Source organism: Candidatus Neptunochlamydia vexilliferae, from assembly GCF_015356785.1.
GTDB classification, from domain to species: Bacteria; Chlamydiota; Chlamydiia; order Chlamydiales; family Simkaniaceae; genus Neptunichlamydia; species Neptunichlamydia vexilliferae.
The window spans coordinates 1-25,876 of the sequence record NZ_JAAEJV010000028.1; the positions used below are offsets into that span (position 1 = coordinate 1).

The 25,876-nt window shown below is 45.9% G+C and carries 23 protein-coding genes, 2 tRNA genes and 2 pseudogenes; 12 read left to right on the forward strand and 15 right to left on the reverse strand.

The genetic code is table 11. From position 1 onward, the window contains the following. Positions 1-32 precede the first annotated feature (32 nt). Positions 33-1,358, forward strand: coding sequence for an RHS repeat protein (locus NEPTK9_RS05635; protein WP_194847860.1), 1,326 nt, complete (start codon positions 33-35; stop codon positions 1,356-1,358). A 130-nt stretch (positions 1,359-1,488) separates the two neighbouring features. Continuing rightward, positions 1,489-4,098 (forward strand): toxin-antitoxin system YwqK family antitoxin, encoded by a 2,610-nt coding sequence (locus tag NEPTK9_RS05640; protein WP_194847861.1) that lies wholly within the window; start codon positions 1,489-1,491, stop codon positions 4,096-4,098. 454 nt (positions 4,099-4,552) lie between these two features. Here NEPTK9_RS05640 and NEPTK9_RS05645 read toward each other — a convergent pair whose 3' ends face one another. The 3 genes from NEPTK9_RS05645 to NEPTK9_RS05655 form a co-directional block, all read right to left on the reverse strand. Continuing rightward, the gene (locus NEPTK9_RS05645; RefSeq protein WP_194847862.1) at positions 4,553-5,524 is read right to left on the reverse strand and encodes a carbohydrate porin; all 972 of its coding nucleotides are present in this window, start codon (positions 5,522-5,524) and stop codon (positions 4,553-4,555) included. A gap of 133 nt (positions 5,525-5,657) precedes the next feature. Beyond that, on the reverse strand, positions 5,658-5,879 hold the full coding sequence (locus tag NEPTK9_RS05650; RefSeq protein WP_194847863.1) for a hypothetical protein: 222 nt from the start codon (positions 5,877-5,879) through the stop codon (positions 5,658-5,660). Continuing rightward, positions 5,876-7,309 (reverse strand): PDZ domain-containing protein, encoded by a 1,434-nt coding sequence (locus NEPTK9_RS05655; RefSeq protein ID WP_194847864.1) that lies wholly within the window; start codon positions 7,307-7,309, stop codon positions 5,876-5,878. Before NEPTK9_RS05655 ends, NEPTK9_RS05650 begins: the two co-directional genes overlap by 4 nt. 83 nt (positions 7,310-7,392) lie before the next feature. On the opposite strand from NEPTK9_RS05655, the gene NEPTK9_RS05660 reads away from it, so the two are divergent. After that, positions 7,393-9,576, forward strand: a complete 2,184-nt coding sequence (locus NEPTK9_RS05660; protein ID WP_194847865.1) for an APC family permease — start codon at positions 7,393-7,395, stop codon at positions 9,574-9,576. After that, positions 9,573-10,205, forward strand: a complete 633-nt coding sequence (locus tag NEPTK9_RS05665; RefSeq protein WP_194847866.1) for a BPL-N domain-containing protein — start codon at positions 9,573-9,575, stop codon at positions 10,203-10,205. The genes NEPTK9_RS05660 and NEPTK9_RS05665 overlap by 4 nt, the downstream gene beginning before the upstream one ends. Here the strand turns inward: NEPTK9_RS05665 and NEPTK9_RS05670 are convergent. From NEPTK9_RS05670 to NEPTK9_RS05680, 3 genes and pseudogenes are all read right to left on the reverse strand, one after another. Continuing rightward, positions 10,189-10,734, reverse strand: a complete 546-nt coding sequence (locus tag NEPTK9_RS05670; RefSeq protein ID WP_194847867.1) for a biotin transporter BioY — start codon at positions 10,732-10,734, stop codon at positions 10,189-10,191. The two genes, NEPTK9_RS05665 and NEPTK9_RS05670, sit on opposite strands and share 17 nt — an antisense overlap. A gap of 27 nt (positions 10,735-10,761) precedes the next feature. After that, positions 10,762-12,174, reverse strand: a pseudogene (gene rimO, locus NEPTK9_RS10010) (30S ribosomal protein S12 methylthiotransferase RimO). Positions 12,175-12,200: 26 nt separating this feature from the next. Further along, positions 12,201-12,536: a hypothetical protein gene (locus tag NEPTK9_RS05680; RefSeq protein ID WP_228547044.1), complete on the reverse strand. Its 336-nt coding sequence runs from the start codon at positions 12,534-12,536 to the stop codon at positions 12,201-12,203. Between the two features lie 66 nt (positions 12,537-12,602). Between NEPTK9_RS05680 and NEPTK9_RS05685 the strand changes: the two genes are divergently transcribed. Beyond that, positions 12,603-13,643, forward strand: a complete 1,041-nt coding sequence (locus tag NEPTK9_RS05685) for a hypothetical protein (RefSeq protein ID WP_194847869.1) — start codon at positions 12,603-12,605, stop codon at positions 13,641-13,643. Here NEPTK9_RS05685 and NEPTK9_RS09845 read toward each other — a convergent pair. Beyond that, positions 13,631-14,223 (reverse strand): annotated as a pseudogene (locus NEPTK9_RS09845) (dienelactone hydrolase family protein). The gene NEPTK9_RS05685 and the pseudogene NEPTK9_RS09845 sit on opposite strands and share 13 nt — an antisense overlap. A gap of 56 nt (positions 14,224-14,279) precedes the next feature. Here NEPTK9_RS09845 and NEPTK9_RS05695 point away from each other — a divergent pair. The 3 genes from NEPTK9_RS05695 (at position 14,280) to NEPTK9_RS05705 (ending at position 16,859) form a co-directional block, all read left to right on the forward strand. Then, positions 14,280-14,795, forward strand: a complete 516-nt coding sequence (locus tag NEPTK9_RS05695; protein WP_194847870.1) for a pyridoxamine 5'-phosphate oxidase family protein — start codon at positions 14,280-14,282, stop codon at positions 14,793-14,795. A gap of 573 nt (positions 14,796-15,368) precedes the next feature. Beyond that, a complete protein-coding gene (locus NEPTK9_RS05700; protein WP_194847871.1) occupies positions 15,369-15,923 on the forward strand; it encodes an ATP-grasp domain-containing protein in 555 nt (184 codons plus the stop codon). Positions 15,924-16,115: 192 nt separating this feature from the next. Next, positions 16,116-16,859: an adenylate kinase gene (locus NEPTK9_RS05705; protein WP_194847872.1), complete on the forward strand. Its 744-nt coding sequence runs from the start codon at positions 16,116-16,118 to the stop codon at positions 16,857-16,859. A gap of 155 nt (positions 16,860-17,014) precedes the next feature. Here the strand turns inward: NEPTK9_RS05705 and NEPTK9_RS05710 are convergent, their stop codons facing one another. From NEPTK9_RS05710 to NEPTK9_RS05745, 8 genes are all read right to left on the reverse strand, one after another. Then, positions 17,015-17,533 carry a hypothetical protein gene (locus tag NEPTK9_RS05710; protein WP_194847873.1) on the reverse strand — a complete coding sequence of 173 codons (519 nt, stop codon included), beginning with the start codon at positions 17,531-17,533 and terminating at the stop codon, positions 17,015-17,017. After that, a complete protein-coding gene (locus NEPTK9_RS05715; protein ID WP_194847874.1) occupies positions 17,530-18,201 on the reverse strand; it encodes a TrmH family RNA methyltransferase in 672 nt (223 codons plus the stop codon). Before NEPTK9_RS05715 ends, NEPTK9_RS05710 begins: the two co-directional genes overlap by 4 nt. Before the next feature lie 246 nt (positions 18,202-18,447). Then, positions 18,448-18,657 (reverse strand): DUF378 domain-containing protein, encoded by a 210-nt coding sequence (locus tag NEPTK9_RS05720; protein WP_194847875.1) that lies wholly within the window; start codon positions 18,655-18,657, stop codon positions 18,448-18,450. A 28-nt stretch (positions 18,658-18,685) separates the two neighbouring features. Beyond that, on the reverse strand, positions 18,686-18,886 hold the full coding sequence (locus tag NEPTK9_RS05725) for a DUF378 domain-containing protein (protein WP_194847876.1): 201 nt from the start codon (positions 18,884-18,886) through the stop codon (positions 18,686-18,688). A gap of 466 nt (positions 18,887-19,352) precedes the next feature. Further along, positions 19,353-19,970 carry an SET domain-containing protein-lysine N-methyltransferase gene (locus tag NEPTK9_RS05730; RefSeq protein WP_194847877.1) on the reverse strand — a complete coding sequence of 206 codons (618 nt, stop codon included), beginning with the start codon at positions 19,968-19,970 and terminating at the stop codon, positions 19,353-19,355. A 363-nt stretch (positions 19,971-20,333) separates the two neighbouring features. After that, a tRNA-Tyr gene (locus tag NEPTK9_RS05735) sits at positions 20,334-20,415 on the reverse strand. A 37-nt stretch (positions 20,416-20,452) separates the two neighbouring features. Next, positions 20,453-20,525: transfer RNA gene (locus NEPTK9_RS05740), tRNA-Thr, on the reverse strand. Positions 20,526-20,562: 37 nt separating this feature from the next. Next, the gene (locus NEPTK9_RS05745; RefSeq protein WP_194847878.1) at positions 20,563-20,790 is read right to left on the reverse strand and encodes an SEC-C metal-binding domain-containing protein; all 228 of its coding nucleotides are present in this window, start codon (positions 20,788-20,790) and stop codon (positions 20,563-20,565) included. 78 nt (positions 20,791-20,868) lie between these two features. Between NEPTK9_RS05745 and NEPTK9_RS05750 the strand changes: the two genes are divergently transcribed. The 4 genes from NEPTK9_RS05750 (at position 20,869) to NEPTK9_RS05765 (ending at position 25,720) form a co-directional block, all read left to right on the forward strand. Next, positions 20,869-21,582, forward strand: coding sequence for a tRNA lysidine(34) synthetase (locus NEPTK9_RS05750; protein ID WP_194847879.1), 714 nt, complete (start codon positions 20,869-20,871; stop codon positions 21,580-21,582). Continuing rightward, positions 21,579-23,024 carry a sodium:solute symporter family transporter gene (locus NEPTK9_RS05755; RefSeq protein ID WP_194847880.1) on the forward strand — a complete coding sequence of 482 codons (1,446 nt, stop codon included), beginning with the start codon at positions 21,579-21,581 and terminating at the stop codon, positions 23,022-23,024. The genes NEPTK9_RS05750 and NEPTK9_RS05755 overlap by 4 nt, the downstream gene beginning before the upstream one ends. Beyond that, a complete protein-coding gene (gene surE, locus NEPTK9_RS05760) occupies positions 22,996-23,766 on the forward strand; it encodes a 5'/3'-nucleotidase SurE (RefSeq protein WP_194847881.1) in 771 nt (256 codons plus the stop codon). Before NEPTK9_RS05755 ends, surE begins: the two co-directional genes overlap by 29 nt. Before the next feature lie 637 nt (positions 23,767-24,403). Then, entirely contained in the window at positions 24,404-25,720 is a 1,317-nt protein-coding gene (locus tag NEPTK9_RS05765) for a transposase (protein ID WP_194847882.1), read from the forward strand. Positions 25,721-25,876 lie beyond the last annotated feature (156 nt).

Consider the following 25,876-nt stretch of genomic DNA (forward strand, 5'->3'; position numbering starts at 1 on the left):
TTTTCCCATTTAGCTAGCTCCTATTTTGTACCTTGCTGAAGCTAATACTTATCTCAACTATTTGGAATTATGACAAATCTTTTTTACCAAATAACCCTGGGCAACTTACCAACCTTCTTGATCAAAACAAAGAAGGGCTTGAGTATCACTATGAGGAAGGGTATCTTACCCAAATCTCCCACACTTCTGGACAAGCTATCACCCTTGAATATGTCGATGGCCATCTTCATAGTGTAGCGGGCCCCGGAGGGAAAACGCTATATTACGAGTATGGTCTCGAAGGGAGACTCCAAGAAGTGCGAGATAATGAGGGAACGCTTAGCTGTTACGACTATGATGACGGGAATAGACTTGCTGCCATCTATAACGGCAGGGGCAATAAGATTTTTTCAGCCAAGTATGATGAGTACCATCGCGCCACTGAACAAGTCATCGGAGAAAACCTTATTTCTCAAGCTTTCAACCTCCGAGATCGATATGCAAGTATTGAAGGAGTGGCAAATGCTTATGAACATCACTTTGATCCAGAGTATCGCCCTAAGCTCATCCAAGACGCCCTAGGGAGGGAAATAGAGTTTACCTATGGAAAAGAGAGTGGGCCGCAAAAAGTTACCACAAGCACCGGCTTAGAGATCGAGTACGAGTATGACTCTCAAGGCAATCTTATTAAAGTCATCGATCAGTACGAGGGTGAAAGGCGTTTTTCCTATAACTCCCAAGAAAAGATCTCTTCTGAAATTGATGGTGAAGGAAATAAAGTTCTTTATCAATACGACCCCCAAGGGCGGCTGATCGAAGTTTATCGCCCTTTTTTACTCTCTTCTATTGGAGTTATTGATGGCCAAGCTGTTATTGAAGGTGATATTAGGTATCTTACCACTTTCGAGTATGATGGAGATTCTAACCTTTTGAAATCAATCACATATCCAGATGGTCAAAAAGAAACCTACTGCTATAACGCTCTTGGCTTTCCCGTTCAAATAAAACTTCCCAATGGGATCATCATTGATAGAAAGTATGATGAAAGGAATCGCCTAATAGAAGTTCAATCCCAAGGAAAGGTGGTAAAATATGACTATGACACCCGAGATCAAATTATCAAAACCACTTCAGGGCAAAAGTCAAGTCATTTTTCCTATGATGCTTCGGGAAATCTATCCTCCCTTACAGATGCTTCTGATCGAGTAACCGAATATGAATATGACTCTTATGAAAAACTAGTCAAAACGATTGACCCCCTCAGACACTCATCGACTTACGAATACTGCCCATCTGGGCTTTCCACAATAACTCTCCCAAATGGGTCTATAAGGGAAATTTTTTACGATGAATACCCCAGACCTGTAGCGATCAGGTAGAGTTAAAAAAAAATCAAAAATTCCCTTATTTGACATTAGGTGTCCCTCCAGGGTATCATGGGGCAAGTATATGCTCACGGGGTTTGTTTTCCCATCGAGCCCGTACAAGAATTTTTTTTTGGTGATTTTGATGTTTAAAGCCCTTATTTTTAGTTTGGCCCTGCTGCCAGTTTTCCTTTTTGGACAAGAGAATTATGAAGTGGAGATTACCCCCGTTGCAAAAGAGCTCCGGATGCGGATGCCCGAGTGGCGCCCGAAGGTTTTGGAGCAGTATCCGAATGGGACCCCGAAGCTTGTTATTTTTTATACCGACAATGAGATGGGAGAAGAAGAGGCTGTAAAGCGGATCCATCTTTTTGAATCGGGACGTCCTTTTGAGGAGACAGATCTGACGACTGTTTCGGAAGACTCTCCTGGCTTTAAAGAGTGGAAAGGGGCAATTGTTCCTCATGGAGCCAGTGTTCGCTTACGTGAAAATGGAGAGGTCGAGAAGATTGCCTTCTTTGATCGGGGCCTTCTTCATGGGCCGATGAAGGTCTTTCACTCGAAAGATCAAGTGCAGCACATCACCACCTTTAATCAGGGAAAACCGGAAGGGAAACTCTACTCCTACCATAAGAATGGAAAACTCGCCGCAGAGGGTGAGTATGAAGAGGGGAAGCTTGTTGGCGACTATACCAGTTATTATGAAAGTGGAAACCGTGAGGTTTTAATCCCTTACGTTGATGGGGAAATCCATGGAAAGATGATTGAGTGGTATGAAGGTGGAAGTGAAAGAGCTGAGTACCAATATGTAAGGGGAAAGCTCTATTCGGAAGGAAGTCAGATGGCAGTTGTTCGCTATGATGAGAATCATGCGATCGTTGAGGTGCAGGACTTTCGCGAAGGAGTTCCTTGTGGCGACCATATCAAATATCATCCCAATGAGCGGCAAAGTTATCATGTCCGCTATGTTGATGGGAAAAAAGATGGAAAAGAGTGCTGGTTTAATACCGAAGGAAAGCTCTTTGGTGAAGGACAACATATCAAGGGGAGAAAGGTAGGGAAACATTGGCGGAAACATGAGAATGGCACAATGGCCTACCTCGCGGTCTATAGTAGGAAAGGACAGCAGAAGGGGCCGATCCGTGAGTTTGATGAAAATGGGCAGAAAGTTGCTGAGTACTCTCAAAATGAAGAGGGGAAACTTGAAGGCCCTTATAAATCGTGGTTTCCTGATGGGGCGCTGCAGAATGATTGCCACTATGCTTCGGGACAGTTTGAGGGAGAGCAGAAGCAATATTACCCTTCAGGACAGATCAAACTATTTGGACACTATAAAAACAAAGTCAGAGATGGCCTTTTCGAGCAGTGGTATGAAGATGGAAACCCTGCATTGCGCGCGGTCTTTAAGGAAGGGAATAAGGATGGTGAATTTGTTGAGTGGTATTCTAATGGTCAAATGAGACTTAAAAAGCACTTTGTCAACTCCCTTTTCCATGGTGAGCAGCGGGAGTGGCATGAGGATGGGGTCTTGCGCTTAGAGGCGCGGTATGATCAAGGGAAAAAAGATGGAACCTTCCGCTCATGGGCTGAAAATGGGGTCCTAATCTTTGAAGGAACGTTTGATCAAGATCGCCCCATGGGTGCCCATATTGCCTACTATGATTCGGGAGATAAGATGGAGGTCTTCCACTTCCTCGATGGAAAAAAAGAGGGGAAGCATGAGCAATACTACCCTGATGGTCAGCTAAAAGTTGTTGAAACTTTTAAAGGTGATCTTCTTGAAGGGGAAGCAATGGGTTATTATGAAGATGGAAGTCAGATGTTTATTCGTCACTTTAGCAAAGGAGCGCCAACAGGAAAGCAAACAGAGTTTTTCCCTCCTAATGAAGAAAAGGGAACAGGGATTGCTAACCTCTATTTCTATAATGAAAATGGGAAGCTCGAGGGGCAGCAAAAAACCTTCTACCCTTCTGGAGCAACGAAGACGGTGATCTCTTATAGCGATGGAGTTCTCCATGGTTTAAAGGGGCTTTGGGATGAAGAGGGAAACCTCCTTGAAGAGTCACGTTTTGAGAAAGGAAAGTTGGAAGGACGTCATCTTGAAAAGGATCAAGAAGGGCGTGAAATTGTCTACCACTATGTGAATAACAAGAGGGAAGGTCCTCACTATGTCTATTATCCCTTAGAACTTACTGAAGGGGAAAAGAGCGTTGCCATTGAAGCGACCTATAAAGACAATCAACTCTCTGGCATTGTGACCGAGTACGACCCCAGCGGAGCAAAGATCAGCACAACAACCTATAAAAATGGGTTAAAGGATGGGGAGGCAGAGCTTTTTCATCGGAGTGGAAAGCTCGCGATCCGCCTCACATTTAAAAAGGATCTCCGTGAAGGTCTTTCTCAGCAATACTTTCAAAATGGACAGGTTCATAAAGTGATCAACTTTGCCAATGATATGAAAGAAGGAGAAGAGAAAACCTTCTTTAATGATGGGCGACTCAATAGTATCTATTCCTATAAAGAAGATAAGCTTCATGGAGCGGCCAAGCACTGGAATGAGTCAGGAATACTCATCTTTGAGGCGGAGTATAAAGATGGTGTTCAACATGGAAAGTTTGTCAAATACTATGACGATGGGAAACTTCGTTTAGAGCAATACTTTATCGAAGGAAAACTCGATGGGGTTAAGAAAAACTACGATCCTTCAGGAAAGGTGACCGAGGTCCGCTACGAAAAGGGAACGAAGGTCTCTTAATAACCTCAGAGCCAATTGCAAAATTACTGATGATCGCTTTTCGGTTCTTTTCACAATTTTTGCCGTTTGATGCAAACACCCTACCCTAAAGGGTATGTGAGTTTCCATCAAACGGCAAAATTTGCAAAAATCTTCCAAAAATCGGCCTTGTTCACCTTTTCGCACACTTTTTCCTGAACAACAAGCCCCTTATTTTTTTAAGTCTGCATACTTAGTTGGATGAAAGATGCGTCGGGGGCAAGCCCCCCGCTGCCCCCGACGTATCTTTCTTACATATACCACCGATAAATGTGCGAACTTTTTACCTGTAAAGGTGAACAAGGCCTTTTTTTGGCTGGCAAATTGTGGATTTATAAGTTTGTGAGATCGAACACGAAGCCAGCCGGGAAAAGATGAATCAAGATATCCTAATTCTTAGGGTTGACAGAGCACTAGGATGTAAAGCCGCTTTACATCACAGCGTGATGCTAATCTGGGCGCCGATGACAAGGGCATCACGGATGTTCCCCAGCCCGCGAGGGTTCATGATATATTGGACATCGGGAACGATGATGAACCACGGGTTGACCTGAAACCAGTGGTTGAGTTCGAGGACCGCTTCAAAGTTTTGGGGCTGGCCCCCAAAACGGGGCATCATCCGGGTCTTTTTCGCAATCCGCTGCGCAGCGCGGAGGTCTGTACTATATTTTCCATAGATGTAACCGAGGTTGGTATAGTCATCGGGACGGGAGGCAAAGAGCCCTTTATAGACCAGCCCGGATGAAATGAAAAAGGGAAGGAGGTTCCGGTCTTTCGGAGCAAAGAGAAGGGCCACAAAGGGGGTGAGCCCCCGGTCACTTTTCGAGTGACGGTAGATCATTTGGTCGAGGAGGATATAGTAGCCGCTGTTTCCGTTAAAGTGTCCCCCTAACCACTTTTCCCCTTTACTCTCTGTATAGTAAAAGTAGCCGACCCAGTAGTTGCCGGGATAGCCGGTGTCCTCTTTGAGCTGGTTGACCTGGTAGGACCACTCGGTGATGAGCTGGGTTCCGTCGGAGCCGTTAAGGGACCAGTTAAACCCGTGGTATTTGTTATCGGCCACATCATCTTGAGCCACAAAGGCAGCCACCTTCCCTAAGATGCGGGGAACGGGACGGACTTGGGCATAAAGTCCCCAGGTGGCGTTGGGATAGGCGGTGAAGGGACCGTTGAAAAAAACAGCAATCGGGTTTCCATCAAAACCGTTGTTCACAAATTTGTAGTAAAGCTTCGATTGAAGAAAGTAATTTCCTGCATCGAGACGGCCCGCTTTTAGGATAAGCTTTTTGTCCCATAGGATTTGCTTGAGATAGAGCTCGTTGAGGCGGATGTTTTGCCCCCCGTAAACTTGGGCAACGGGAAATTGGTTCCCAATCTTCTTGGCGCTGAGTTGGTTCCTGTCCGCCAAACCGCTGAGATATAGAAAGAGAGCCCCTTTGAAATGGTATATTTCCCGATGTCGACGTTGACATCGATTCCAAAGGAGCCAGCGTAGGGAAAGCCCCGCGCTTTTCCCCCTAAAGGATTGCCAAGCATGTCGGTCACATAGACCATCGAGGTGGCCACCCCATCGCGTGCAAGCTTAGAGCGCCCTCCGTTCCAATCCCCCGTGAGGTGGGGGCGGTCCCACCACGAAAGGGGGGCGCTTCTGAGGTAAGGTATTGGACCACTTTCTCTTGACGCTCCGCCGACGTTCCTGAAAACTGGTAATCACCAGAGTAAAGGGCCGAACAAAAAAGGAGAGCAACGAAGAATCTCTTCATTGAAGATCGCTCGAGCGGCCTGAGTGGATAAGGTAACGGTTTAAGATCTTTTGATGCCGCTCATTCGCCACCTCCCGATCAATGATCATCTCCATATTATCACTTGTCGTAATGTGATAATAAGGGGCATCGGAGCTTTCTAAAGTGGCAATAAGATCACGGAGGTTCCGAATCTTTTTTCCATTGACCGTATCGATAATCTTTTTCTCAAACTGTTGATACCCTTTGTTGGCATGATCATGTAGGACATGGGAAAGAATGACCACTTCATCAACATCTTCGGTGACTTTCCCTGTAACGGCATAATTGCAAAATGTTAATGCGGCATTGATATTATCCAAGCTGATGCAGTTTGTAACAAGGGGTTGAAAGACAAATCCCCCTAAAATGTAGTAGGTAGGGGGCTTGTCATATTCAAAGGTGACTAAATCACCCCCTTTTTGGGCAGCATCGATAACCGTTTCAAACGCACAAAGCTCTCCATCCCGAATCACGTTAACCTTCAGGGGGTCTCCATAGTGTTTCATTCGGATCGCGTAACGGAAAGGGAGGGTCAACCCAATATCATCAAAGTAAATCCTTCCATGTCGGTCAATCGGATATCCATCGACTTCAATTAGAATATCCCCTCTCTCTAAAAACCCAGATAGAAAGTGGTTAACAGCAATGTCTGTGATCAAAAGCCCCCCTTGATCCTTATCAATCCCATAATATTTTCTCATGGCAGCGCTTCTCATCGGCTGAAATTGAAAAGAAAATTCAGGAAACCCTTCATAGTTCTCCCGCTCAACCTCCTCTAGAAAATGACGGATGATCGGGATCGGGATCATGTAACCGATATTTTGTCCATCTATCCACCCTTGATGGACAATGCCCACTACCTTTCCACCAGAAAGGACGGGGCCCCCGCTATTCCCAAAGTTAATGGGAGCGTCGATCTGAGAAATGAGAAGGGAAATCCTCGAGTGACTATAGGTCATCATCTCTATCCTGGAAACAATCCCCTTTGTGGCAGAGGCCCCCTTTCCCCCCATCGGAAAGCCATGCACCTGCACCTCTTCTTCTTTTTCAACCAAAACATCACTAAACTCCAGGAACTGCTTCCCCTTAAAAAAGGTGGGGTCATCCACCTCCAAAAGGGCTAAGTCACAGTCGTGTCCCACCACCTTCACCGTTGCCTCAAACCGCTCCCAAGAGCCTGCTGAAGAGACCTCGATAAAGGAGGCGTTAGCGATCACATGGGCATTGGTGATGATGCGGTTTCCCTCAATGATAAAGCCCGATCCACTCGCTTGATAGGTTGTCGGCGGTTGCCACGGAAACTCATAGTCATACTCTTTCACCGTCGTAAAAATTTTAACCAGCGATCGATCCACTGCTTCCGATGCAAAAAGCGTGGCAGAAATGAGCATTAAAAAGAAAACTTTCACAGGAAAACCTCATATTTTGTTTTAGGGAAGGTTAAAGAAACAAAACATTTTTATTCAAACTAAATTTCTGCTATACTTGGGTCATGTTAAGTATTTTAAAGCGTCCTTTCAACCTCTGGTTTCCCCCACGTGTTGAAGGAAATCCCGAAGGGCTTGGCACTTTTTCTGGGGTTTACCTCCCCAGTGTTTTGCAAATGCTCGGGGTGATCCTCTTTATGCGACTGGGGTGGATCACTGGCCACATCGGCCTTTCCAAGATGACTGTGATTATCTTGATGGCTTCGTCGATTCTTTTTCTAACAGGACTTTCGATGACTTCGATTGTGACCAATATGAAGGTGGGCAGTGGAGGCTCTTACTATATTATTTCCCGCTCTCTTGGGATGGAGTTTGGAAGTGCCATTGGAATCCTTTTGACCGTCGCCCAGCTGACAACGATTGCGGTCTGTGTTACCGGGTTTGCCGTCTCTTTGCAGGAGCTGATGCCGGGGATTTCTCTCCCCTTGCTGAAAGGGCTCACCCTGCTTGCGCTTGGGATGGTCGCCATGCTTCCCGTCGACTTTGCCCTTAAAACCCAAGGAGTCATCTTCTGTATCGTGATGACGGCTATTGTCTCAGTTTTCCTAGGAAGTAGCTCCCTCATTCCAGAAACGATCACCCCCCTTGCCTCTTTTGAAACGATCTCTTTTTGGACCGCTTTTGCCCTCTTTTTCCCCGCAACGACAGGGATCGAGTCGGGGATGGCGATGTCAGGAGACTTAAAAAGTCCCTCCCGTTCCCTTGCTATTGGAACTCTGGGGGCTGTTGTCACCGCTTACCTGGCTTATGCTTCGCTCGCTTTCTTTCTCTCCAAAGAAATTTCTAGCGATCTTCTCCGCTCCCACCCAATGATTATCTACTACACCTCAAAGATCCCCGTTCTCTTTATTTTGGGAGTGTGGGGCGCCACCCTTTCGAGCGCTTTGGGAAGTCTCATCACCTCCCCTCGCACGTTGCAAGCCCTTTCTAAAGACCGAATCCTCCCCTCTTTACTCGGAAAAACGCCCCGCGCCGCAGGAATTTTGATCACCTTCTTAGCAACGGCGATGACCCTTCTCACCGACATGAACCACCTCCTCCCCATCTTGTCGATGGTGTGTCTCATGACCTATGGCCTCCTTAACTTTGTGGCCTTTTTTGAAACCCTTCTCAAAAACCCCAGCTGGCGTCCCCTCTTTAAAACGCCCCTTCTTGCCTCTTTTATTGGAACCATTGCCTGTCTTGTCAGCATGTTTATGATCAATGCGGGCTGGAGCTTTATCGTCTTGCTCGCAGTTGCCGCTCTTTGCTTTTGGACCGCTAAGCGGAATCTAAAGGGAAACTGGGATGACATCCGCTATAGTATCTTTTCTTTTTTTGCCTCAACAGCAACCAACAAACTGGTCCATATCAAGAAAAACCCCCGGAGCTGGCGTCCCAATATCTTAGCCATCGTGGATCCTGAGCTCCACCATCAAGGGGTGATCCACTTTGCCCATGCCCTTAACCAATCGAAAGGGTTTTTAACCTATGGGACAACCCTTTCAGACCCTGAAAAAATCACGATTACTCAAACAACCTTTGAGGAGTATTTTCGAGAAAAAGAGATCCCCTGCTTTTTCCATATCAATGCCCACCAAAAAAAGGTCTTAGGAACCCATAACATCGTCCAAAATTATGGTCTCGGTCCCCTCCAACCCAACACCATTATCCTCGAGCCCCCCAAAGAAGGGAAAGAGTCATTCTGTGATCTGATCCGCGCCTCTTACGAGCTCCAGAAAAACATTATCATCTTGCGGGGGCAAAACCTCGAAAAGGGAAAGCAGATCGACCTCTGGTGGGGAGGGCATGTCCATGCTAACTTTGAGCTCAGCTTGGCCCTTTCTCATATCCTCCAGTCGGGGAAACTGTGGGAAGAAGCGGCGATTACGATCAAAACCCTCGTCAAAAACGAAGCGGCTAAAATCCATATGTCCAAACTCTTTGAAAAATATCATGCGGCCCTCCGCTTTAAAAACCTCTCCTTTAAATCCTATATCGATGAAACCACCGACTTTCACTCCCATATCTCCAACTACTCAACCGATGCCGACCTCACCTTCCTCGGCCTCCGCGCCCCCCTTCTGCACGAATCGCTTGAGGACTACACCCAGTACTACGAAACCCTCATCGAAAAAACGAAGGGGATCCCCAATATTGCCTACACCCTTGCGGGTGAAGAGCTCAACTTTCAGAGGATCTTCGAATGATCCTCGTCTATGCCGATGAAGGGGTGGGCCCCCGCTCCTTAAAAGAGACCTGCCACCTCTTTCCCTCTGTGAAAAGGGTGAAACACAAAACCTTGATTGAAACCGACTGGGAAAAAGAGACAAAACTCCTCATTTTTCCTGGAGGGCGAGACATCCCTTACGACCGCGCTCTTAAGGGAAAAGGAACGGCCAAGATCCGCCGCTTTGTCGAAGAGGGGGGCGCCTATTTAGGGATTTGCGCAGGGGCTTACTTTGGAGCGGGGGAGGTGATCTTTGAAAAAGGGACCGCCCTCGAGGTCCATGAAGAAAGGGACCTGGCTTTTTTCCCCGGAAGCGCCGTGGGAACGATCTACCCTGACCGCTCTTTTTCTTACGATAGCGAAGCAGGCGCCCGCACTGCAAAAGTCTCCTTTGAAGGAGAGATTTTTGATGTCTACTATAATGGGGGATGCACCTTTCATCATACCGAACAATACCCAAACACCACCGTTTTAGCCCGCTATGCGAATGCGGATGACCAACCTGCCGTGATCCATTGCAAAGTGGGGAAAGGAAATATTCTCCTTTCCGGTGTGCATATCGAAACAGAAAAAGTGTTAGCAGAAAAGCTGCTTAAGGAGCTTTTCTGAAGCGGAGCCACGCTCCACCCAGCCCTGCAGCAAAAAGTGCTTTTGCACCCGCAAGAGGGAGGAAGGGAACCACTCCGACCATGATACTTTGCTTCAAAGAGAGGAACTGCATCAGCCCGAATATCCCAAGGGTATAGATAATGGCCTGTCCCACAAAAATGCTCGCTACAATCCACAAAGAAGAGGGGCGCTCTTTTATCTGGACCATTTTTCCAATGACAAAGGCTGCAATCGGAAAGGCTACTAAGTAACCAACTGTTGGAAGGGCAAGCCAAGAGGTAATGATTGCCCCTCCTGGAAGAACGGGAAGACCAAGCGTTGCCAGTACCAAATAAAGGAGGGTCGAATAGGAAGCTTTTTTACCACCCTGCATTACTGCTAAAGCAAAAATGCCTAACGTCTGCATCGTCATTGGCACGGGATATAAGGGGATCGTGATCTGCGCACACGCTGCTAAAAATAGAGCCCCTAGAAGGACCTTTGTTGCAGTGTTTATTTTAATGTTGGTGAGTCTTGCTAAAGCTTCCATAAATTCTCCTTGTGGGAGCCCATTATCTTATTTTTGATCTTTTTGAGCAACACTTCCGATCAAGTCGTAACCCACAGCATCTGTGATTTTAATTTGATACCGCTTGCCAAAGGCATCGATCCCTGAGGGATCATTGATGATCACCTCTCCGTCGATTTCAGGACACTGCCCCCGGTGGCGTCCCCTTAAGAGAAGGGGAGAGTCGGGGTGGTGCCCCTCAACAACGACCTCGAGCGTTTGCCCTATTTTTTTCTTTAGTAAGCGGTTTGCCACCTTTTGCTGCACCTTTGCAAGGCGCTTTTGCCGTTTTGCCTTCACAACATCTGGGATCTGATCGGGTAATTCTGCCGCACGACTCCCCGGCTCTTTCGAATACTCAAAGATCCCCACATTATCGATCGGATACTTCTCGACAAAGTCGACAAGTTCTCTAAAGTGCTTTTCGGTTTCCCCGGGGAAGCCAACGATGAGGCTTGTCCGGATCGTGATGTCAGGAATTTCCTTTCTTAGAAGGGTAAGTGACTCAATAATTGCCTCTTTTGAGGTGGCTCGATGCATCGCTTTTAAAACATCATTGTTAACATGTTGAATCGGCATATCGAGATAGGGACAAATCCGCGTATCACTTTTCATCAATGCAATCAGTTCAGAGGTAATTTCATCGGGATAAAGATAAAGGAGGCGGAGCCAAAAGTCTCCCTCTTCTTGAAGGAGAGTTTCGAGAACTTTCACCAACCCGTGAGACCGCTTATAGCCTTGATCCTTTCCCCAATCTCCTAGATCTTGAGCGATCAAAATGATCTCATGGATCCCTTGCGCCCGAAGGGTACGGAACTCTTTTATGATCTGCTCGAGTGACTTGCTTCGAAGAGGTCCTTTAATCTGTGGGATGATGCAGTAAGCACATCGCTTTTTGCATCATTCAGCAATTTTCAAATACGCATAGTGGGAAGGGGTAGAGATAGTCCGAGGAACTTCCCCCGCTTCTAAGTAACTCCGTGCTGAAGTAATGGCGCTCCCCTGCTCTTTGGCCTGGATCGCTCCCAAGATCCCTTCGACGTCGCCTGAGCCCAGCAAGTAGTCCACTTGAGGAAAGTGCTCTCGAATGACCTTATCATGGGTCTGGACCATACAACCGGTGACAATCACCTTTGCCCCTTCTTTCTTTTGGGCTTCGAGTTCTCCAATCGTTGCCAATGACTCTTCACGCGCTGCTTCCAAAAAACCGCAGGTGTTAACGATGAGGTAGTCGGCCTCCTCAAGGGTATCGCTGGGTTCATAACCCGCTTTGAGCAAGATACCGAGCATCACCTCGGTGTCGACCCGGTTGCGGGGACACCCAAGACTGACAAAGAAAAGTTTGTTTCCTCCATGACGAAAAGTAGGAGGGGCTTCCTCAACCACTTTGGCGGGAGTTTCTTCAGGGTAAAGCTTCAACATAAGGGATGATTATGCCCTTATTCCACCTATTCCGACAAGGTCTGAATATCTTCTGCAACTTTTTTTTGATTTTCGGGGCTCGGATCGTTGATGAAGTTGGCATAGTCAGTATTAAGCTTTTCTTCATCTTTGATCTTCCTCTCTTTGAGCGCCGCTGAAGCACTTTCGTTCATCACGCCCAGTGCTTCATCCATCACCTTTTTCAATTGCTCTTTCTTATGAAACTCTACATTAGGCTTCGTGTATTCTTCGAAAGATTTGTGAAAAAGATCGAGACCCTTTTTGTAATCATCTTGATACCGCTCGATCTCATCTTTAGAATGGTGTCCTCCCCCTTGTACGCCTTCAATACCAGCCATCATTTTTCTCCTTCCTATTTTTTTCTTTACCTTGTAAGATGCTTTTTAGTCTAATGAATAGGAAGTAAGATGTTGAAAACGGTTTTTGTATTTCTTTTAGCTTGTAGTTGCTTAGTAGCACTTGAAAAAGGGCAGCCACAGAAAATTCCAAAGACCCCTCCCCCTATCGAAAAGGTGGACCGCGATTTAGCCCAGGCGCAAGCTGACTTTGAAATTGCTCGAAAGATGTTTAACCCTTGGTATGCGGGTCCTCTCCTCACCCCTTCTGCTCATAACGTTCCCCCTGGACAATTTGTCGTCCAACCCTATTTATTTGTCACCAATACCTTTGCCCTTTTTAATGAAAACCGGCGGTCGGTCAATATTTCCGACATCTGGACCGTTAATCCTCTTGTCCTATTCCAAATGGGTTGTCTCTCTTGGCTCGACTTTACCGTGACCGTTCAGGGAATTTATAACAATCAATCGGGACAAGATACATTTTATTGGGGAGATACAGAAGTCGAGTGGGGCTTTCAGCTGATGGAAGAATCCCCCTATAAACCTGCAGTTCGGATGACACTCACAGAAACATTGCCGACAGGGCGGTATGAAAAACTCAACCCCCGAAAAAATGGGATCGATGCAACAGGGGAAGGGACCTACCTCACTAACTTTTCTCTCAACGTTTCGAAAGTCTTTTGGTGGGTCACAACCCACCCCTTTGCTTGGCGCCTTTCCCTTAACTATGGTATTCCAACAACCGTGCAGGTGCAAGGCTTTAATGCCTATGGGGGCGGCTATAAAACGCGGGGGAGTGTCCGCCCTGGAAACCTCATTCAAATCGACACCTCGGTCGAGCTCAGCTTCACCCAGAGATGGGTTCTAGCGATAGATCTTGCCTATACCTACCAAAACCATAGCACGTTTGCAGGACACAAAGGGAAAACAGCAAATGGGCAAACCGCATCGGTGGGCCTTCCCTCTAACGATCAGTTTAGCTGCGCTCCTGCCATCGAATATAACCCCTCCGATCGGATGGGCTTCCTTGCTGGAGTCTGGTTCACCATTACAGGAAGAAACTCGAGCGATTTTATCTCAGGCGTCTTATCGATGTACTATAACTGGTAGATATTACCGAAAAAGTGCTCGATGGCATGACGAGCATGTTTGGGTATAGGATCGTTAGCGGTCGGCACTGTAAATGCATGCATCGTCCCACCATAAACATGGACCTGCCAATCAGCGCCTGCTTCACTCATCTCTTTTTCAAAAGCAAGGACTTGGTCAGGGGGAACCACTGGATCGTCATGGCCATGAAGAGCCAAGATTTTTGCCCGTGGCTTTGAGGGATAGTTAGGAGGATTTAGAAGACCATGGATACTGACCACTCCTTGCAAATCGGCGCCGCTGCGGGCAAGATCCAGAGCGCAAAGTCCCCCAAAGCAAAGCCCAATCGCCCCCATCTGCTTCGGATTAAGCTCCTTTTTAACCGCTGCAACAGCCACCTCCATCCGACTCAGAGAAAAACTCCCTTCCCATACATATCAAGAGCAATGCCGGTATAACCAAGCTCTGAGAGCCACTTCGCCTTTTCCAAAACAAAGTCATCCCGCCCGCGCCAGGCATGAAAGATCAAGATGGCCGGTCTCTTGCCAATAGCCGCTGCTTCAAGGGAGGCTCCGTTATGTTCATATTCAAAGTAGTCCATAAGAAGGATTAAAACATTTGTTGAAAAAAAAGGGAACACAATTGAAAATGGCGGGTATGAAAATCATCTTTCTTCTCCTAGTTTCATGGACTCTTTTTGGAAAGGAGCTCCATCCCATCACAAAGGTTAACCAGTGGTGCAAAAAGGAAAAAGAGTGGACAGAAGGGCAATTTCTTCAGAAGGCAACCCTTGCAACGGTCACCGCCCAAGGACATCCCCACGTTGAAAGTGTTGATATTGTCCACTTTGATAAAAAAGAAGGTCCCCTCTTTTTTATCGGACGTGACCTCTCTTTGCATCCTCATGCCGCTCTCCACCTCCCCCTTCCTCGGACCCACCGCACTGTGTCGATCAAAGGAACGCTGCATCCCATTGCGATGGCTGAACGGGAAAAGAGGTGGAGCCAACTCCCCCTCTATAAAAAGCGTCTTTTCCTCCCCGAAAAAGCCTCTCCTAAAGGGGCCTTAATGCCTGTAACTTTTATCGGTTACCGGGTCATTCCACACACAATAACTTTCTCCGAAAACCCTCCCCGCTCTCTTCCTAATCAAGAGGTTATCACTCTCAATTGAATTAGAGGTTATCAATAATCCTCTAATCGGTATAGTGAGGCTATGGCTGGGAACAAGAAGATATTGCTTACAGGAGCCCGCTCCCTATTTACCCTTGACTTAGGAGCTGGGCAAAAATAACTTATACATTTCTGCAACCATAACATCTTCATCTGCTTTGTTGCAACTCCTTGAAAGCTAATAACCTCAGCTTTAGGTTTATTTCACTCAGCCTCAGGGGGTTTTAGCTTTCTTTTCTCCTTTTTGATCTTGGAGTGGACAGCTCACCGCATGGCTTTTCTTCGCTTATGGCTCCGAAGCCATGTCAGTTCGCTGGAAAGGTTTTTTTCTAGAAAACCTTGCTCATCTTTCACCAAGTAGCAAGCCTCTTTTTTTCAGATTTTTAGCCACTTATCATATTCGCTTTGATTCGAGTTTCAGCTTAAAAAAAATCCACTGAACTGACACAGCTTCGGAGCCTTAGGCGAAGAAGAGCTGCGTCGTGAAGTGTCCACGGCTTCAAGATGGCTCTGCAAAATTGATCTGAACGAGGGTTGGAACAGTGCTTTGCACGGCCCCCCGAGGAAGATCGGTTTGGCTTGCCAGATTGAAGCTCAAGGGGGCAGCGGGGGGCCCCGCCCCCGACGCATCTTTCTTACATATACCACCGATAAATGTGCGAACTTTTTACCTGTAAAGGTGAACAAGGCCCAAAAAAAGGGGCTCACCGGGCAATTTGCCTTTGATTTCATCGAAAAGTCTGATGGAACCCTCTATGCCATTGAGTGTAACCCCCGCGGAACCAGCGGTCTCCACCTCTCCCAGAAAAGTGACCACATCCCCCAAGCCTTTTTAGACCCAGCAAGCTCTTGTATCACACCCACATTGGGGTATTCCAAGCAAATTGTTTGGGGAATGCTCCTGTACGGGTGGAAAACTCGAAGGCTTTTCACCTTTTTCAAAAAACTTTTCACCCTAAAAGATCTTGTTTTTTCAAAAAATGACCTCAAACCCTTTTTCTACCAGCCGATCCTCTTTCTATTCTATGTGGTCAAAAGTCTCCGACTCCGCACTTCTCTCCCAGCTATGTTTAACTTTGATACCGACTGGAATGGCCAGAAGGAAAAGGGAGAAAATGTGCTTGGATAGTTATTGATCCCGGGATATAACCCGGAGTGCTACTAATGTCAAATGAGGGGATTTTCGATTTTTCGTCAGGTTCAGAGGGACAAAATGACCACATACTTGCCTAAAGTAGGGGTCATTTTGTCCCTCTGAACCTGGAGAAAAAGAAAAATTCAAGCAGTTGACAGTAGTAGCACTCCGGGTTATAATAGCTCCATGTTTGTACTATCATCTTTATTGGCACTAGCGGTGATTGCCGCCCCTATTTTAGAAGCTAAAAATCAGGCAAAAGCAACGGTTGTTGTGATTTTGCTCGGCCCTCCTGGAGCTGGGAAGGGAACCCAAGCAGGAATTCTTTCAAAAACCCTCCAGGTTCCCCACATCTCAACAGGAGATCTTCTCCGTGCAAATGTCAAGGAAGGAACCTCTCTTGGAAAAAAGGCTAAAGGGTACATGGATGCCGGCAAGCTTGTCCCCGATGATTTGATTCTCGACATGCTCTTTGACCGGGTCAGCGCTCCTGACTGTGAAAAAGGATATATCCTTGATGGTTTTCCCCGCACCCTTGCCCAAGCAGAAGCTTACCATAAGCGGCTCGGAAGCCTTGCCAAAACCATCGCGATTAACCTAGAGCTCAGTGATGATACGATTGTTGAACGCTTAGAAAACCGTTTGGTTTGTAGCGGATGTAGTGCTCCCTACCACCTGATCACTTCCCCTCCCAAAAAGGAAGGAAGCTGCAACCATTGTGAAAGCCCCCTCATCAAGCGGAGTGACGATCAAGAAGAGGTGATCCGCAAGCGGCTCACCGTCTATCACAACCAGACGGCTCCTCTTATCACCTATTACTCAAAAGAGAAAAGCCTTAAAGGGGTCTCATGCAACCGCTCGATTGACGCTATTCTTCAGGAAATTCTCGATTATCTTCGAGAAGTGTACCAGGAAATCAAGGGCTCGTAAAAAAATAAATACCTTAATTTGACTCAGCGAGATGCAGCAAAATTGAGCTGAATGAGGAGCATCATTCCCAATAGGGAAGGGCAACGAAGAAGCTTAATTTAGCAAAGTCGCAGCCAGTCAAATTGAGGTATTTATTTCTTTACGAGCCCTAAGAGCTAAGGGTTAAAAAAGTTTGCGATCATCTCCTGATCGACAGTGTAAAGAATCGCGCGAAACATCGCAAAAAAGGTGCGGCTTCCATCCTCTTCCACTGAGTAGACATAGGCAATCGAGTGAATCGTTTCGTTATCCATCCGATTTTCCACTTCAACTTCAATAGGCGACTCGGTATGGAGTTCCATCTTTTCTCGAAGGACAGTCCAGTGCCAGGGCAAGCCAACAAGCTCTCCTGTTCCTGTGATCGTTCCTCCCTCTCCTGATAAGGTAATCTCATGTAAATCTTCTTCAAGCTGGGAAGCCTGCTCCCACTCGATCACTTCCCCATCATGGGCCTTTAAAAGCCAGTGCTCGGTAAACTGCTTTTCATCTGGAAAAGTGGCTTGCTTCAAAAAAAGGAGGCCATAGTGATCAGCCCTTTCTTCTCCAGGAATTTGAGAACGAATCTCTCCGATGTAACATGTTGTCCCATTCGCAAAAAGAACTAGGGGAAATAAAAGTATGATGAACCACTTCATGATAGACTCCTTTTAAGGATCTCGTTAGATTGCTCGATTCCTAAAGACCGTATATAAAAACGGGCTTTTTCCTCAAGGATTTCTTGCTTAGTAAAGTCCCCTTCTTTGCCGAGATGTGCTCTTTTCCTTTTGAGAAAGTCATAGAGGGTAATCGCTGCTGCAACCGACAGATTAAGACTTTCCACCATCCCATACATCGGTACTTTAAAAAGAATGTCTGCCTGCTGCTTTGCCTCTTCAGAAAGCCCCTCCCTTTCATTGCCAAAAAGGAAGCAGAGGGGAAGGTCGAGAGGAAGCTCCTCAAGAGGCACTTCCCCTTCAGCACAAGCTCCAGCAATGAGAACCTTTTTTTTGTTAAGGAAATCTTCTAGGGTCTCGTGACGGGTCAAGCGTGTCCACTTAAGCGTCCCCTTGGTGGTGTTTTTCCCCTGCCCTTTTTTCATCTGTGCATTGATAAAGTGGAGCTGAGAAACCCCTAGGGCTTCCGCTGTACGAATCACCGCTAGACCATTATGAATATCATAAGGAGCCTCAAGAGCGACCTCAATAGAATTTAAGCGACAAGCAAGAACCTGATCGATCCTAGCAATCCGCTCCTCTGTAAGGAAGGTATGAAGGTGATGAATGATCCCTTCTTTTGAATAGGTTTGAAGCAACTCTTCTAGCATAATAACAAAGTACTACGCCTGTAGAGTTTAGCTCAATAAAAAATACTCTGCACACGACAATTTTTGGAAGGCAAGGGGCGAGCGAGGCAAAACCAGATTTTCTTGAATAACGAATCCCATAGCCAAAGCGCTATGGGTGAGGAAGAAAGGAAATCTGGTGAAGCCGCAGCCGTCCATCGACTCCAAAAATTATCGTGTACAGAGCAAAAACGATCTCGCTTTGAACATCGAGCTCATCCACAAAGATTAACGCTTTGTTTTCTTCTTTTTGCTATCCTTGGACCAAGTGATCGTATGGTAGATAAAGGCGACGCCAAACAACACGTAAATGATGCGGACGAGCCACTCGCGATCAAAGACACACTCGACCAAATTCAATCGATACAGTCCCACGAATCCCCAAACAATTCCACCTAGAACCAAGAAAAGGACAGCTAAACCATCTAGTCTTTTCAACGTAATGGATATCCTCCGCTTAATCTATTTATTTCCAACGTTTTTTAATTTGTTTCCAACCTACTGCTTGGTAAACTGCAGATATACCGACTAAGATATAAATCACACGATATAGCCACTCAGGTCTAATAAAAGTTTCGATAAGATTAAAATTAAATAATCCGATCAGCCCCCAATTAAGACCACCAAGACAAAGGAAAATACAAACAAGTGTATCTAGTTTCTTCATTGCCTACTCCTTAAACAATCCCAAATAAGAGCAGGGGCAATTATATCGCATTGCCTTCGCTCTATAATTAACTAATTACAAAACCAGAAAGTTTATTTCAAATAATAATTTTTATTTATTTTCTATCTTGCTGAGAGTGTTAGAGAGTGTCGTCAAATTATCTCTGATGGAAGAGTTCTTTCTATAACCCCGGAGTGCTACTAATATTAATTAAGGGGATTTTCGATTTTTTTTCAGGTTTATGGGGGCAAAATGACCACATACTCCAGTAGAGCAGGGGTCATTTTGCCCCTCTGAACCTGGAGGAAAAGAAAAATTCAAGCAATTGATATAGTAGCACTCCGGGGTATAAGAGATCTCCAAGGCGCCCAATAGAGAGAGCCCCAAAGTGGGCTCTTGAAGTAGGGCAACGCTGGAGATTTCAATAGAAAGGGCTAAGACAGCAGCGAGAATTTGACAATACTCTCTAAAATTTCACACATTTTTTTTCTGTCCAGTACTCATCCCCATAAGAATAAAGGATCTGTTTCCCCTTCTTAATTCCATGAGCTCCTGAGGTAAAAACAATGCGTGGCCCCTTTTCTGTATAATACTCCCAAGGGATCGCATTATTTTTTGCTTCCCCTTCAGCGCAGTGGTTCATGAAGCGGGCCCAATTCCCATGTTTGGCCGCATCAATGGAGTAAGTCTTATAGTCTGAGAAAGAAAAGGTGCTATCGTGATCAGGATCGATATCATCATCGAGCATGAGAAGACCTGTATACTGCACTAAAGTAGAGTAAGGAGGGATATCCTCCTTAGCAAAAACGCCATAGCCCACAACTGGGTTAATAAAACGGATCGCGATCCGTCTATTATACCGTTCATCACAGCCATCTCTTTCGAGCTGTCTGAAAAAGGCATCGAACCGTTCCTGCCGAAAGTCGGAGATAAGGGGTTCAGCCTTTTTGTAAAACCGTTTCCATGACCGATTGAAGCGATCCTCTACTTTTTTTTGCACTTTAATATTTTCCAAGTAAACAATAGGGGTTTCAATATCAAAGTACTTTTTAAACATAGGATCAACTCTCTTTTTATGTGCCATAAAACCACCAGTAAAGAATATTGACTTTTAATTGCAACAATATTTATGACGAAAAGAAAGGAGACTTTAATGGGAAAGCCTACTATAGAACAAGACACAAAAATTCAAAGCCAAACCTACTTAGTCATTGGATTAGCAAACCTAGTCGGTCTAACTTTGGGACTTACTATTAACCTTTGGTGGCTAACAATCTGCTTTATCCTTTGCATAGGGCTCATCGTTTCTTTTATCAGAAAAATCTGCCCCCTTTGTATCCTTTTAGCAAAAATGCCCTGGAACCGTTAAACCAAGCTTTGAAATTGTTCAGCAATTCAGGTTGTTAAAGACCTCAGCCAAGTCGTTGAAGGATTCCGACGAGATGGTTGGGGGTGGCCAGACTCGAACTGGCGAAGACCGAAGTCGATGGATTTACAGTCCATTGCAATTGCCGCTATGCGACACCCCCAAAGGGACCCGTGAGTGCCTGGGGCACTCACAGAGAATGCTGGAGAAAGGACTTGAACCCTCAACCGTCCGATTACAAGTCGGGCGCTCTACCAATTGAGCTACTCCAGCAGAAAGAGGCTTTTTATATCAGATCGAGCGATTCCGATCAAGAGCCGTTTTGTTTTTTTACCTTATCGTCGAGTTTTTTAGGGGGTTCGGCAGGGGGCTCTTTAGAGAGCATCCCAGCGATCCGCTGCACACTATTTTCGACCGATTTTGGGGTGGCGGCAGTAAAAGTACGCCGCTGCAACGGCGACTTCAGAGCGCAACATTTTTTAAATTTTTTTCCCGATCCGCAGGGGCACGGATCATTTCTGCCAACTTCTTGTTTCATAAATTCCTTTTTAACAAGCCAGTATATATAACCCTAGAATTCTTGTCTTTTTTTATTTAGAGGAGTTATACTTCACCCATGACTCAGCTTCGAAAAAAAATTGAAAGTGCTTGCCGGAAAGCCCTTTTTGACTTCCAGCTCCTCGAGGGTGCTGAAGGGATTGCGGTGGCTCTTAGTGGGGGGAAAGATAGCATCACATTGCTTCTGATGCTGAAGGCCATTTTGGGACGGGGTTTTCCTGATCTTCCCTTGCATGCGATCCATGTAACAGGAGAATTTTCTTGCGGCGCTTCGGTCCAAGAAAGTTTTTTACGGGGGATATGTGATAAGCTGGAGGTCCCTCTAATCATTCGTGAGTCGACCCAAAAACGGGAGACGCTTGCGTGTTACCGGTGTTCGCGAGAGCGGCGCCGCCTGATTTTCGATGCGGCAAAAGAGGTGGGGGCGCCGGTGGTTGCTTTTGGGCACCATGAAGATGATAGCATTCAAACCCTCCTCTTAAATCTTCTGCATAAGGGAGAGTTTGCAGCGAATTTGCCAAAGGTTCCGATGTATGATTATGGGGTGACGATTATTCGCCCTTTGATTTATGTTTCAGAAAAGGCACTCTATGAGTTTGCAAAGCAGGAAGGGTATGCCCGCATCACCTGCCAGTGCCCCGTGGGACAAAACTCTAAACGGATGGAAGTGAAAAAGCTCCTTGAAGAAATCAAGGTAAGCTTCCCCAATGTAGAAACAAACTTGGCACAAGCAGCCTTAAAGTATGGATCAAAAAAAGCGATAAGCCGGTGATTAAACCTGAACTTTTAGCGATTGGAATCTACGTGGCGATCTTATTTGGGATTGGATTCGCCTCTTACAGAAAACAACAAACGGCAACCGACTTTATCATCGGGGGACGTTCCCTTAACTACTGGCTCACCGCTATTGCTGCCCACGCCAGCGACATGAGCAGCTGGCTCTTTATGGGTTTTCCTGCTGTGATCTTTACGGGAGGACTTTTTAACAGTTGGTTTGCTGTGGGGCTCTGCCTTTTTATGTTCCTCAACTGGCTCTTTGTAGCGCCAAGAGTCCGGGTGAAAACCGAAGAGTATAATAGTTTAACCTTCTCCTCGTTTTTTGAGAGCCGTTTTCATGACACCTCGGGAATGATCCGGATTTTTACGGCGATCATCTCTTTGATTTTTTATACGATTTATATTTCTGCAGGAATCGTAGGACTTGGGATCTTAGTTGATTCCCTTTTTGGGATCGACTACCACCTTGCAATCTCTGTCGGAATCGTGGTTGTTGTCCCCTACCTCTTTATTGGAGGATATACCACTCTTGCTTGGATCGATCTTTTTCAAGGTTTTTTTCTCCTTTTAGCGATTGTTGCCGTCCCGGTGATTGCCATGCCTAAGGTGGGAGGTTTTGCGGGAATCCAAGAAGCGCTCACTACCCATGGCCTTTCTTTTTCAATGATTCCAAACACCTCTCCAAAAACGCTCTGGAAAATCTTTTTCTCGATCTGTGGCTGGGGAATCGGCTATTTTGGACAGCCCCATATCGTCACCAAGTTTATGGGAATTCGCAAGGTTTCTCATATCAAAAAATCGATGGCTGTTGGAATGTCTTGGCAGGTCATCGCTCTTAGTAGCGCCACCCTCATCGGTCTTATTGGGATCGCCTATTTTCCAGGAGGGCTTGCCAATACAGAGCTTGTCTTTGTCAAAATGGTAAAAGACATTTTTCCCCCTTTTATCATAGCCCTTATCTTGTGTGGAATCCTTGGTGCAACCATCTCAACAATGGACTCTCAAATTCTTGTCTTAGCATCGAGTTTGTCCGAAGATTTTTACAAAAAGATCTTCCACAAAGATGCGTCGCCTAAACACCTTTTGTGGGTCTCTCGCTTCTTTGTCCTCTTGGTAACCGCCTTTGCCTTTTCCATCGCCTTCTTTAAGATCAGCACGATTTACTCTCTTGTCTTTTTTGCTTGGTCGGGGCTGGGTTCCGCTTTTGGTCCCCTTCTCCTCTTTAGCCTCTACTCGAAAAAAGCCAATAAGTATGGCGCCTGGGGAGGAATTATTGTGGGTGGAGCGGTCTCTTTAATTTGGCCCCTCTATAGCAAACAATTTCCGATCGATATTCCCACCCTTGTTCCTGGATTTTTATTGAGTAGTTTTGCTATCTTCGTCCTATCGCACATTACCCGTAGGCATCATGAAAAAACTCAACATCATTCTCACTAATGACGATGGAATTTCCTCAAAAGGGCTTTACACCCTTTGGGAAGCACTCAAAGAGATCGCTAACCTCACAATCGTTGCACCGATGAAACAGCAGTCAGGCAAAGCCATGAGCGTCACCTACTACGGCCCCCTCAAAGTTCATCAGGTAGAAACCTTTGGAGACTCTGCCGCCTGGAAGGTGGAAGGGACACCAGCCGATTGTGTGAAAGTAGCGCTCGGGGGTCTTGCCGACTCTCCCCCTGACCTCATCGTATCGGGAATCAACCATGGGGCCAACGCGGGGCGAAGTATCCTCTATAGTGGGACCGCAGGATGTGTTATTCAAGGGATCCTTCAAGGAATTCCAGGGATTGCCTTTTCCTATACCTGCGAAAAAACAGAAGAGTTCCCTCAAGTGAAACCCTATATCGCCCCCATCGTAGACTATATCGTCAATCATCCTTTAAGAGAGGGAACCTTCCTCAATGTAAACTTCCCCAACAAAACGATTCAAGGGGTGAAGATGGCGCGGCAAGGGCGAGCCTTTTGGCTAGAAGCGCCACGGAAAGAGCTCCATGAAGAGGGGCATCTTGAGTTTTATCTTGAAGAGATCGGCCATGACCATGATGAGCACCCAGAAAGTGACATCGCCCTTTTAAAGGCGGGCTTTGCCACAGCGGTGCCGATCCATATCAATGAGCTGACCGACCAAGCCCACTTCGACAACTACAAAGACCATTTTGAACAAAGCATCAGAGCGTGAACCGAGAACGTGAAGTGTTTTAGCTGGTAAAAAGATTTAACGCTTAACCGGTATCAAGCATCCAAAAAACTATATATAGATCCGACGGGGCTGGCGCCCTTCGGACTTGAAGTTCGCTGGGGAAGAAAAAAACAAAACTCCCCAGCGAACGGACACGGCTTCGAAGCCGGAGGCGGAGAAAAGCCGTGCCGTGAGCTGCCCGCGGCTTCGAGATGGCTGTGCAAAATCGGTCCGACCGAGTGGGTGGATCAGTGCTTCGCACGGCCCCCCGAGGAGGATCGATTTGGCTTTCCAGGTTGAAGCTCAACGGGGGTGGCGGGGGGCGTAGCCCCCGACATGTCTATATATAGCTCTTTGGACATTTACCACCGCTTCTCCTCCTTATCCCTCCACCAAACAAACCATCATCTCACCACCACAGAGGATTTCTCGCTGTTAAATTCTCATATAGAAAAAATCTATTTTCCAAATAACTTTCCCCCAAATTTTCCTTGATTTCGGATTTTCTTTCCAGGGAAGAGTTTTTGAGACTCAGAAATTTTCAAAATTTTGACCCCAATAGTGTCAAAAAAAACGTCCCCCTATAAAATAGGGGGACTACTACTAACATCGCACACACACACAATAGGAGGCGATAATGGCAAAGATAGCACAACTCGAATTTTTTGGGTGGGAAGAAGTTGAAAATCTTGGAGATCTAGAAAGATTAAAGCTTGTAATTGAAACAATCCCCGATGAAAAGCTTATGCAAACCCTGGAAAAAGTTCGGGGAAAAGGGCGGAATGATTACCCTGTAAGAGCTATGTGGAACTCAGTTCTGGCAGGAGTCGTGTTTGAACACCGATCTGTCAATAGCTTAATAAGAGAGCTAAGAAGAAACGCTCAGCTTAGAGAACTCTGTGGCTTTGACCTCTTTAGGGCTGCTCCCGGCAAATCAGCTTATAACCGGTTTCTATCAAGTCTTATTAAACATCAAGCAGAGCTTGATGAGATGTTTAGATCTTTAGTAGAAGAGCTCATGAAGCTCTTACCTGATTTTGGAAAGGATCTTGCTGTAGATGGGAAAAACTTAAAAAGCCTTGCAAATAAGACAAGCTCTAAAAAAGGCGACCTTAGGGGAGAGCATGATGCTGACTGGGGAAAGAAAAAGAAAAAAGGGCTCCGTAAAGATGGAACAACTTGGGAAAAGGTTACTGAATGGTTTGGGTTTCGCCTCCACCTTATTTCAGATGCCAAATATGAGTTGCCTGTTCACTTTGAAGTCACTAAAGCCTCTTGCTCAGAAGTGAAAGTTGCGGAAAAACTTACCGAGGAACTTAGCCAGAAACACCCTGACTTAGTCGAAAGAAGTGAGCACTTTATGGCTGACAGAGGATATGACTCTACTAAACTGATCAATAAACTATGGGACCAATATCATATTAAACCAGTCATAGATATCCGGAAAATGTGGAAAGATGGGGAAGTAAGTCGAACCATTGATCACCCGAAGTTTACAAATATTTGTTATAACCAGAGAGGGGTGGTCACATGCCACTGCCCTAAAACAGGAGAGGTAAAAGAACTTGCCTATAAGGGGTTTGAAGAAAAAAGGGATGCTCTTAAATATCAATGTCCTATGAAAGCATATGGGATGAGCTGTCCAGGTGCAAAGCAGTGCCCGGTAAAAAATACGGTAAGGATCCCTCGGTCATTAGACCGAAGGATATTTACCCCTCTGCCCCGTTCAACATACAAGTGGGGTAGACTCTATAAAATGAGAACTAGCATAGAAAGAATTAACAGTCGGATAGACGAATCATTTGGATTTGAGAAACACTTTATCCGAGGGTTAAGTAAGATGAAATTCAGAATGGGATTAGCTCTCACGGTGATGCTCACCCTGGCAGTTGGCAGAATAAGGTCCAAGCAAGAACATTTGACCCACATTCCGCAGGTTAGTGTAGAAAGTTGAGCATTTTTAAAGGACACCTTTTTTTAGAAAAGGTAAGGACATAATAATCGAATTGTTGTACATTGTCAAGTATTTTTTAAGCTTTTTGGAGACTTGTATGATGGAAGAATTTTCGAGCAAAGATATGGACCACCTTGGATTGGTAGCAGGAATGTG

Excerpts from the sequence above, each read along its gene's own strand:
- NEPTK9_RS05650 (WP_194847863.1), bottom strand. The coding sequence starts at position 5,879 with ATGAAGAGATTCTTCGTTGCTCTCCTTTTTTGTTCGGCCCTTTACTCT.
- NEPTK9_RS05765 (WP_194847882.1), top strand. The coding sequence starts at position 24,404 with ATGGCAAAGATAGCACAACTCGAATTTTTTGGGTGGGAAGAAGTTGAA.
- NEPTK9_RS05730 (WP_194847877.1), bottom strand. The coding sequence starts at position 19,970 with ATGGCACATAAAAAGAGAGTTGATCCTATGTTTAAAAAGTACTTTGAT.
- NEPTK9_RS05725 (WP_194847876.1), bottom strand. The coding sequence starts at position 18,886 with ATGAAGAAACTAGATACACTTGTTTGTATTTTCCTTTGTCTTGGTGGT.
- NEPTK9_RS05680 (WP_228547044.1), bottom strand. The coding sequence starts at position 12,536 with ATGATGGCTGGTATTGAAGGCGTACAAGGGGGAGGACACCATTCTAAA.
- NEPTK9_RS05750 (WP_194847879.1), top strand. The coding sequence starts at position 20,869 with ATGACTCAGCTTCGAAAAAAAATTGAAAGTGCTTGCCGGAAAGCCCTT.
- NEPTK9_RS05685 (WP_194847869.1), top strand. The coding sequence starts at position 12,603 with ATGTTGAAAACGGTTTTTGTATTTCTTTTAGCTTGTAGTTGCTTAGTA.
- NEPTK9_RS05640 (WP_194847861.1), top strand. The coding sequence starts at position 1,489 with ATGTTTAAAGCCCTTATTTTTAGTTTGGCCCTGCTGCCAGTTTTCCTT.
- NEPTK9_RS05710 (WP_194847873.1), bottom strand. The coding sequence starts at position 17,533 with ATGAAGTGGTTCATCATACTTTTATTTCCCCTAGTTCTTTTTGCGAAT.
- NEPTK9_RS05660 (WP_194847865.1), top strand. The coding sequence starts at position 7,393 with ATGTTAAGTATTTTAAAGCGTCCTTTCAACCTCTGGTTTCCCCCACGT.
- NEPTK9_RS05665 (WP_194847866.1), top strand. The coding sequence starts at position 9,573 with ATGATCCTCGTCTATGCCGATGAAGGGGTGGGCCCCCGCTCCTTAAAA.
- NEPTK9_RS05745 (WP_194847878.1), bottom strand. The coding sequence starts at position 20,790 with ATGAAACAAGAAGTTGGCAGAAATGATCCGTGCCCCTGCGGATCGGGA.
- NEPTK9_RS05705 (WP_194847872.1), top strand. The coding sequence starts at position 16,116 with ATGTTTGTACTATCATCTTTATTGGCACTAGCGGTGATTGCCGCCCCT.
- NEPTK9_RS05715 (WP_194847874.1), bottom strand. The coding sequence starts at position 18,201 with ATGCTAGAAGAGTTGCTTCAAACCTATTCAAAAGAAGGGATCATTCAT.
- surE (WP_194847881.1), top strand. The coding sequence starts at position 22,996 with ATGAAAAAACTCAACATCATTCTCACTAATGACGATGGAATTTCCTCA.
- NEPTK9_RS05695 (WP_194847870.1), top strand. The coding sequence starts at position 14,280 with ATGAAAATCATCTTTCTTCTCCTAGTTTCATGGACTCTTTTTGGAAAG.
- NEPTK9_RS05670 (WP_194847867.1), bottom strand. The coding sequence starts at position 10,734 with ATGGAAGCTTTAGCAAGACTCACCAACATTAAAATAAACACTGCAACA.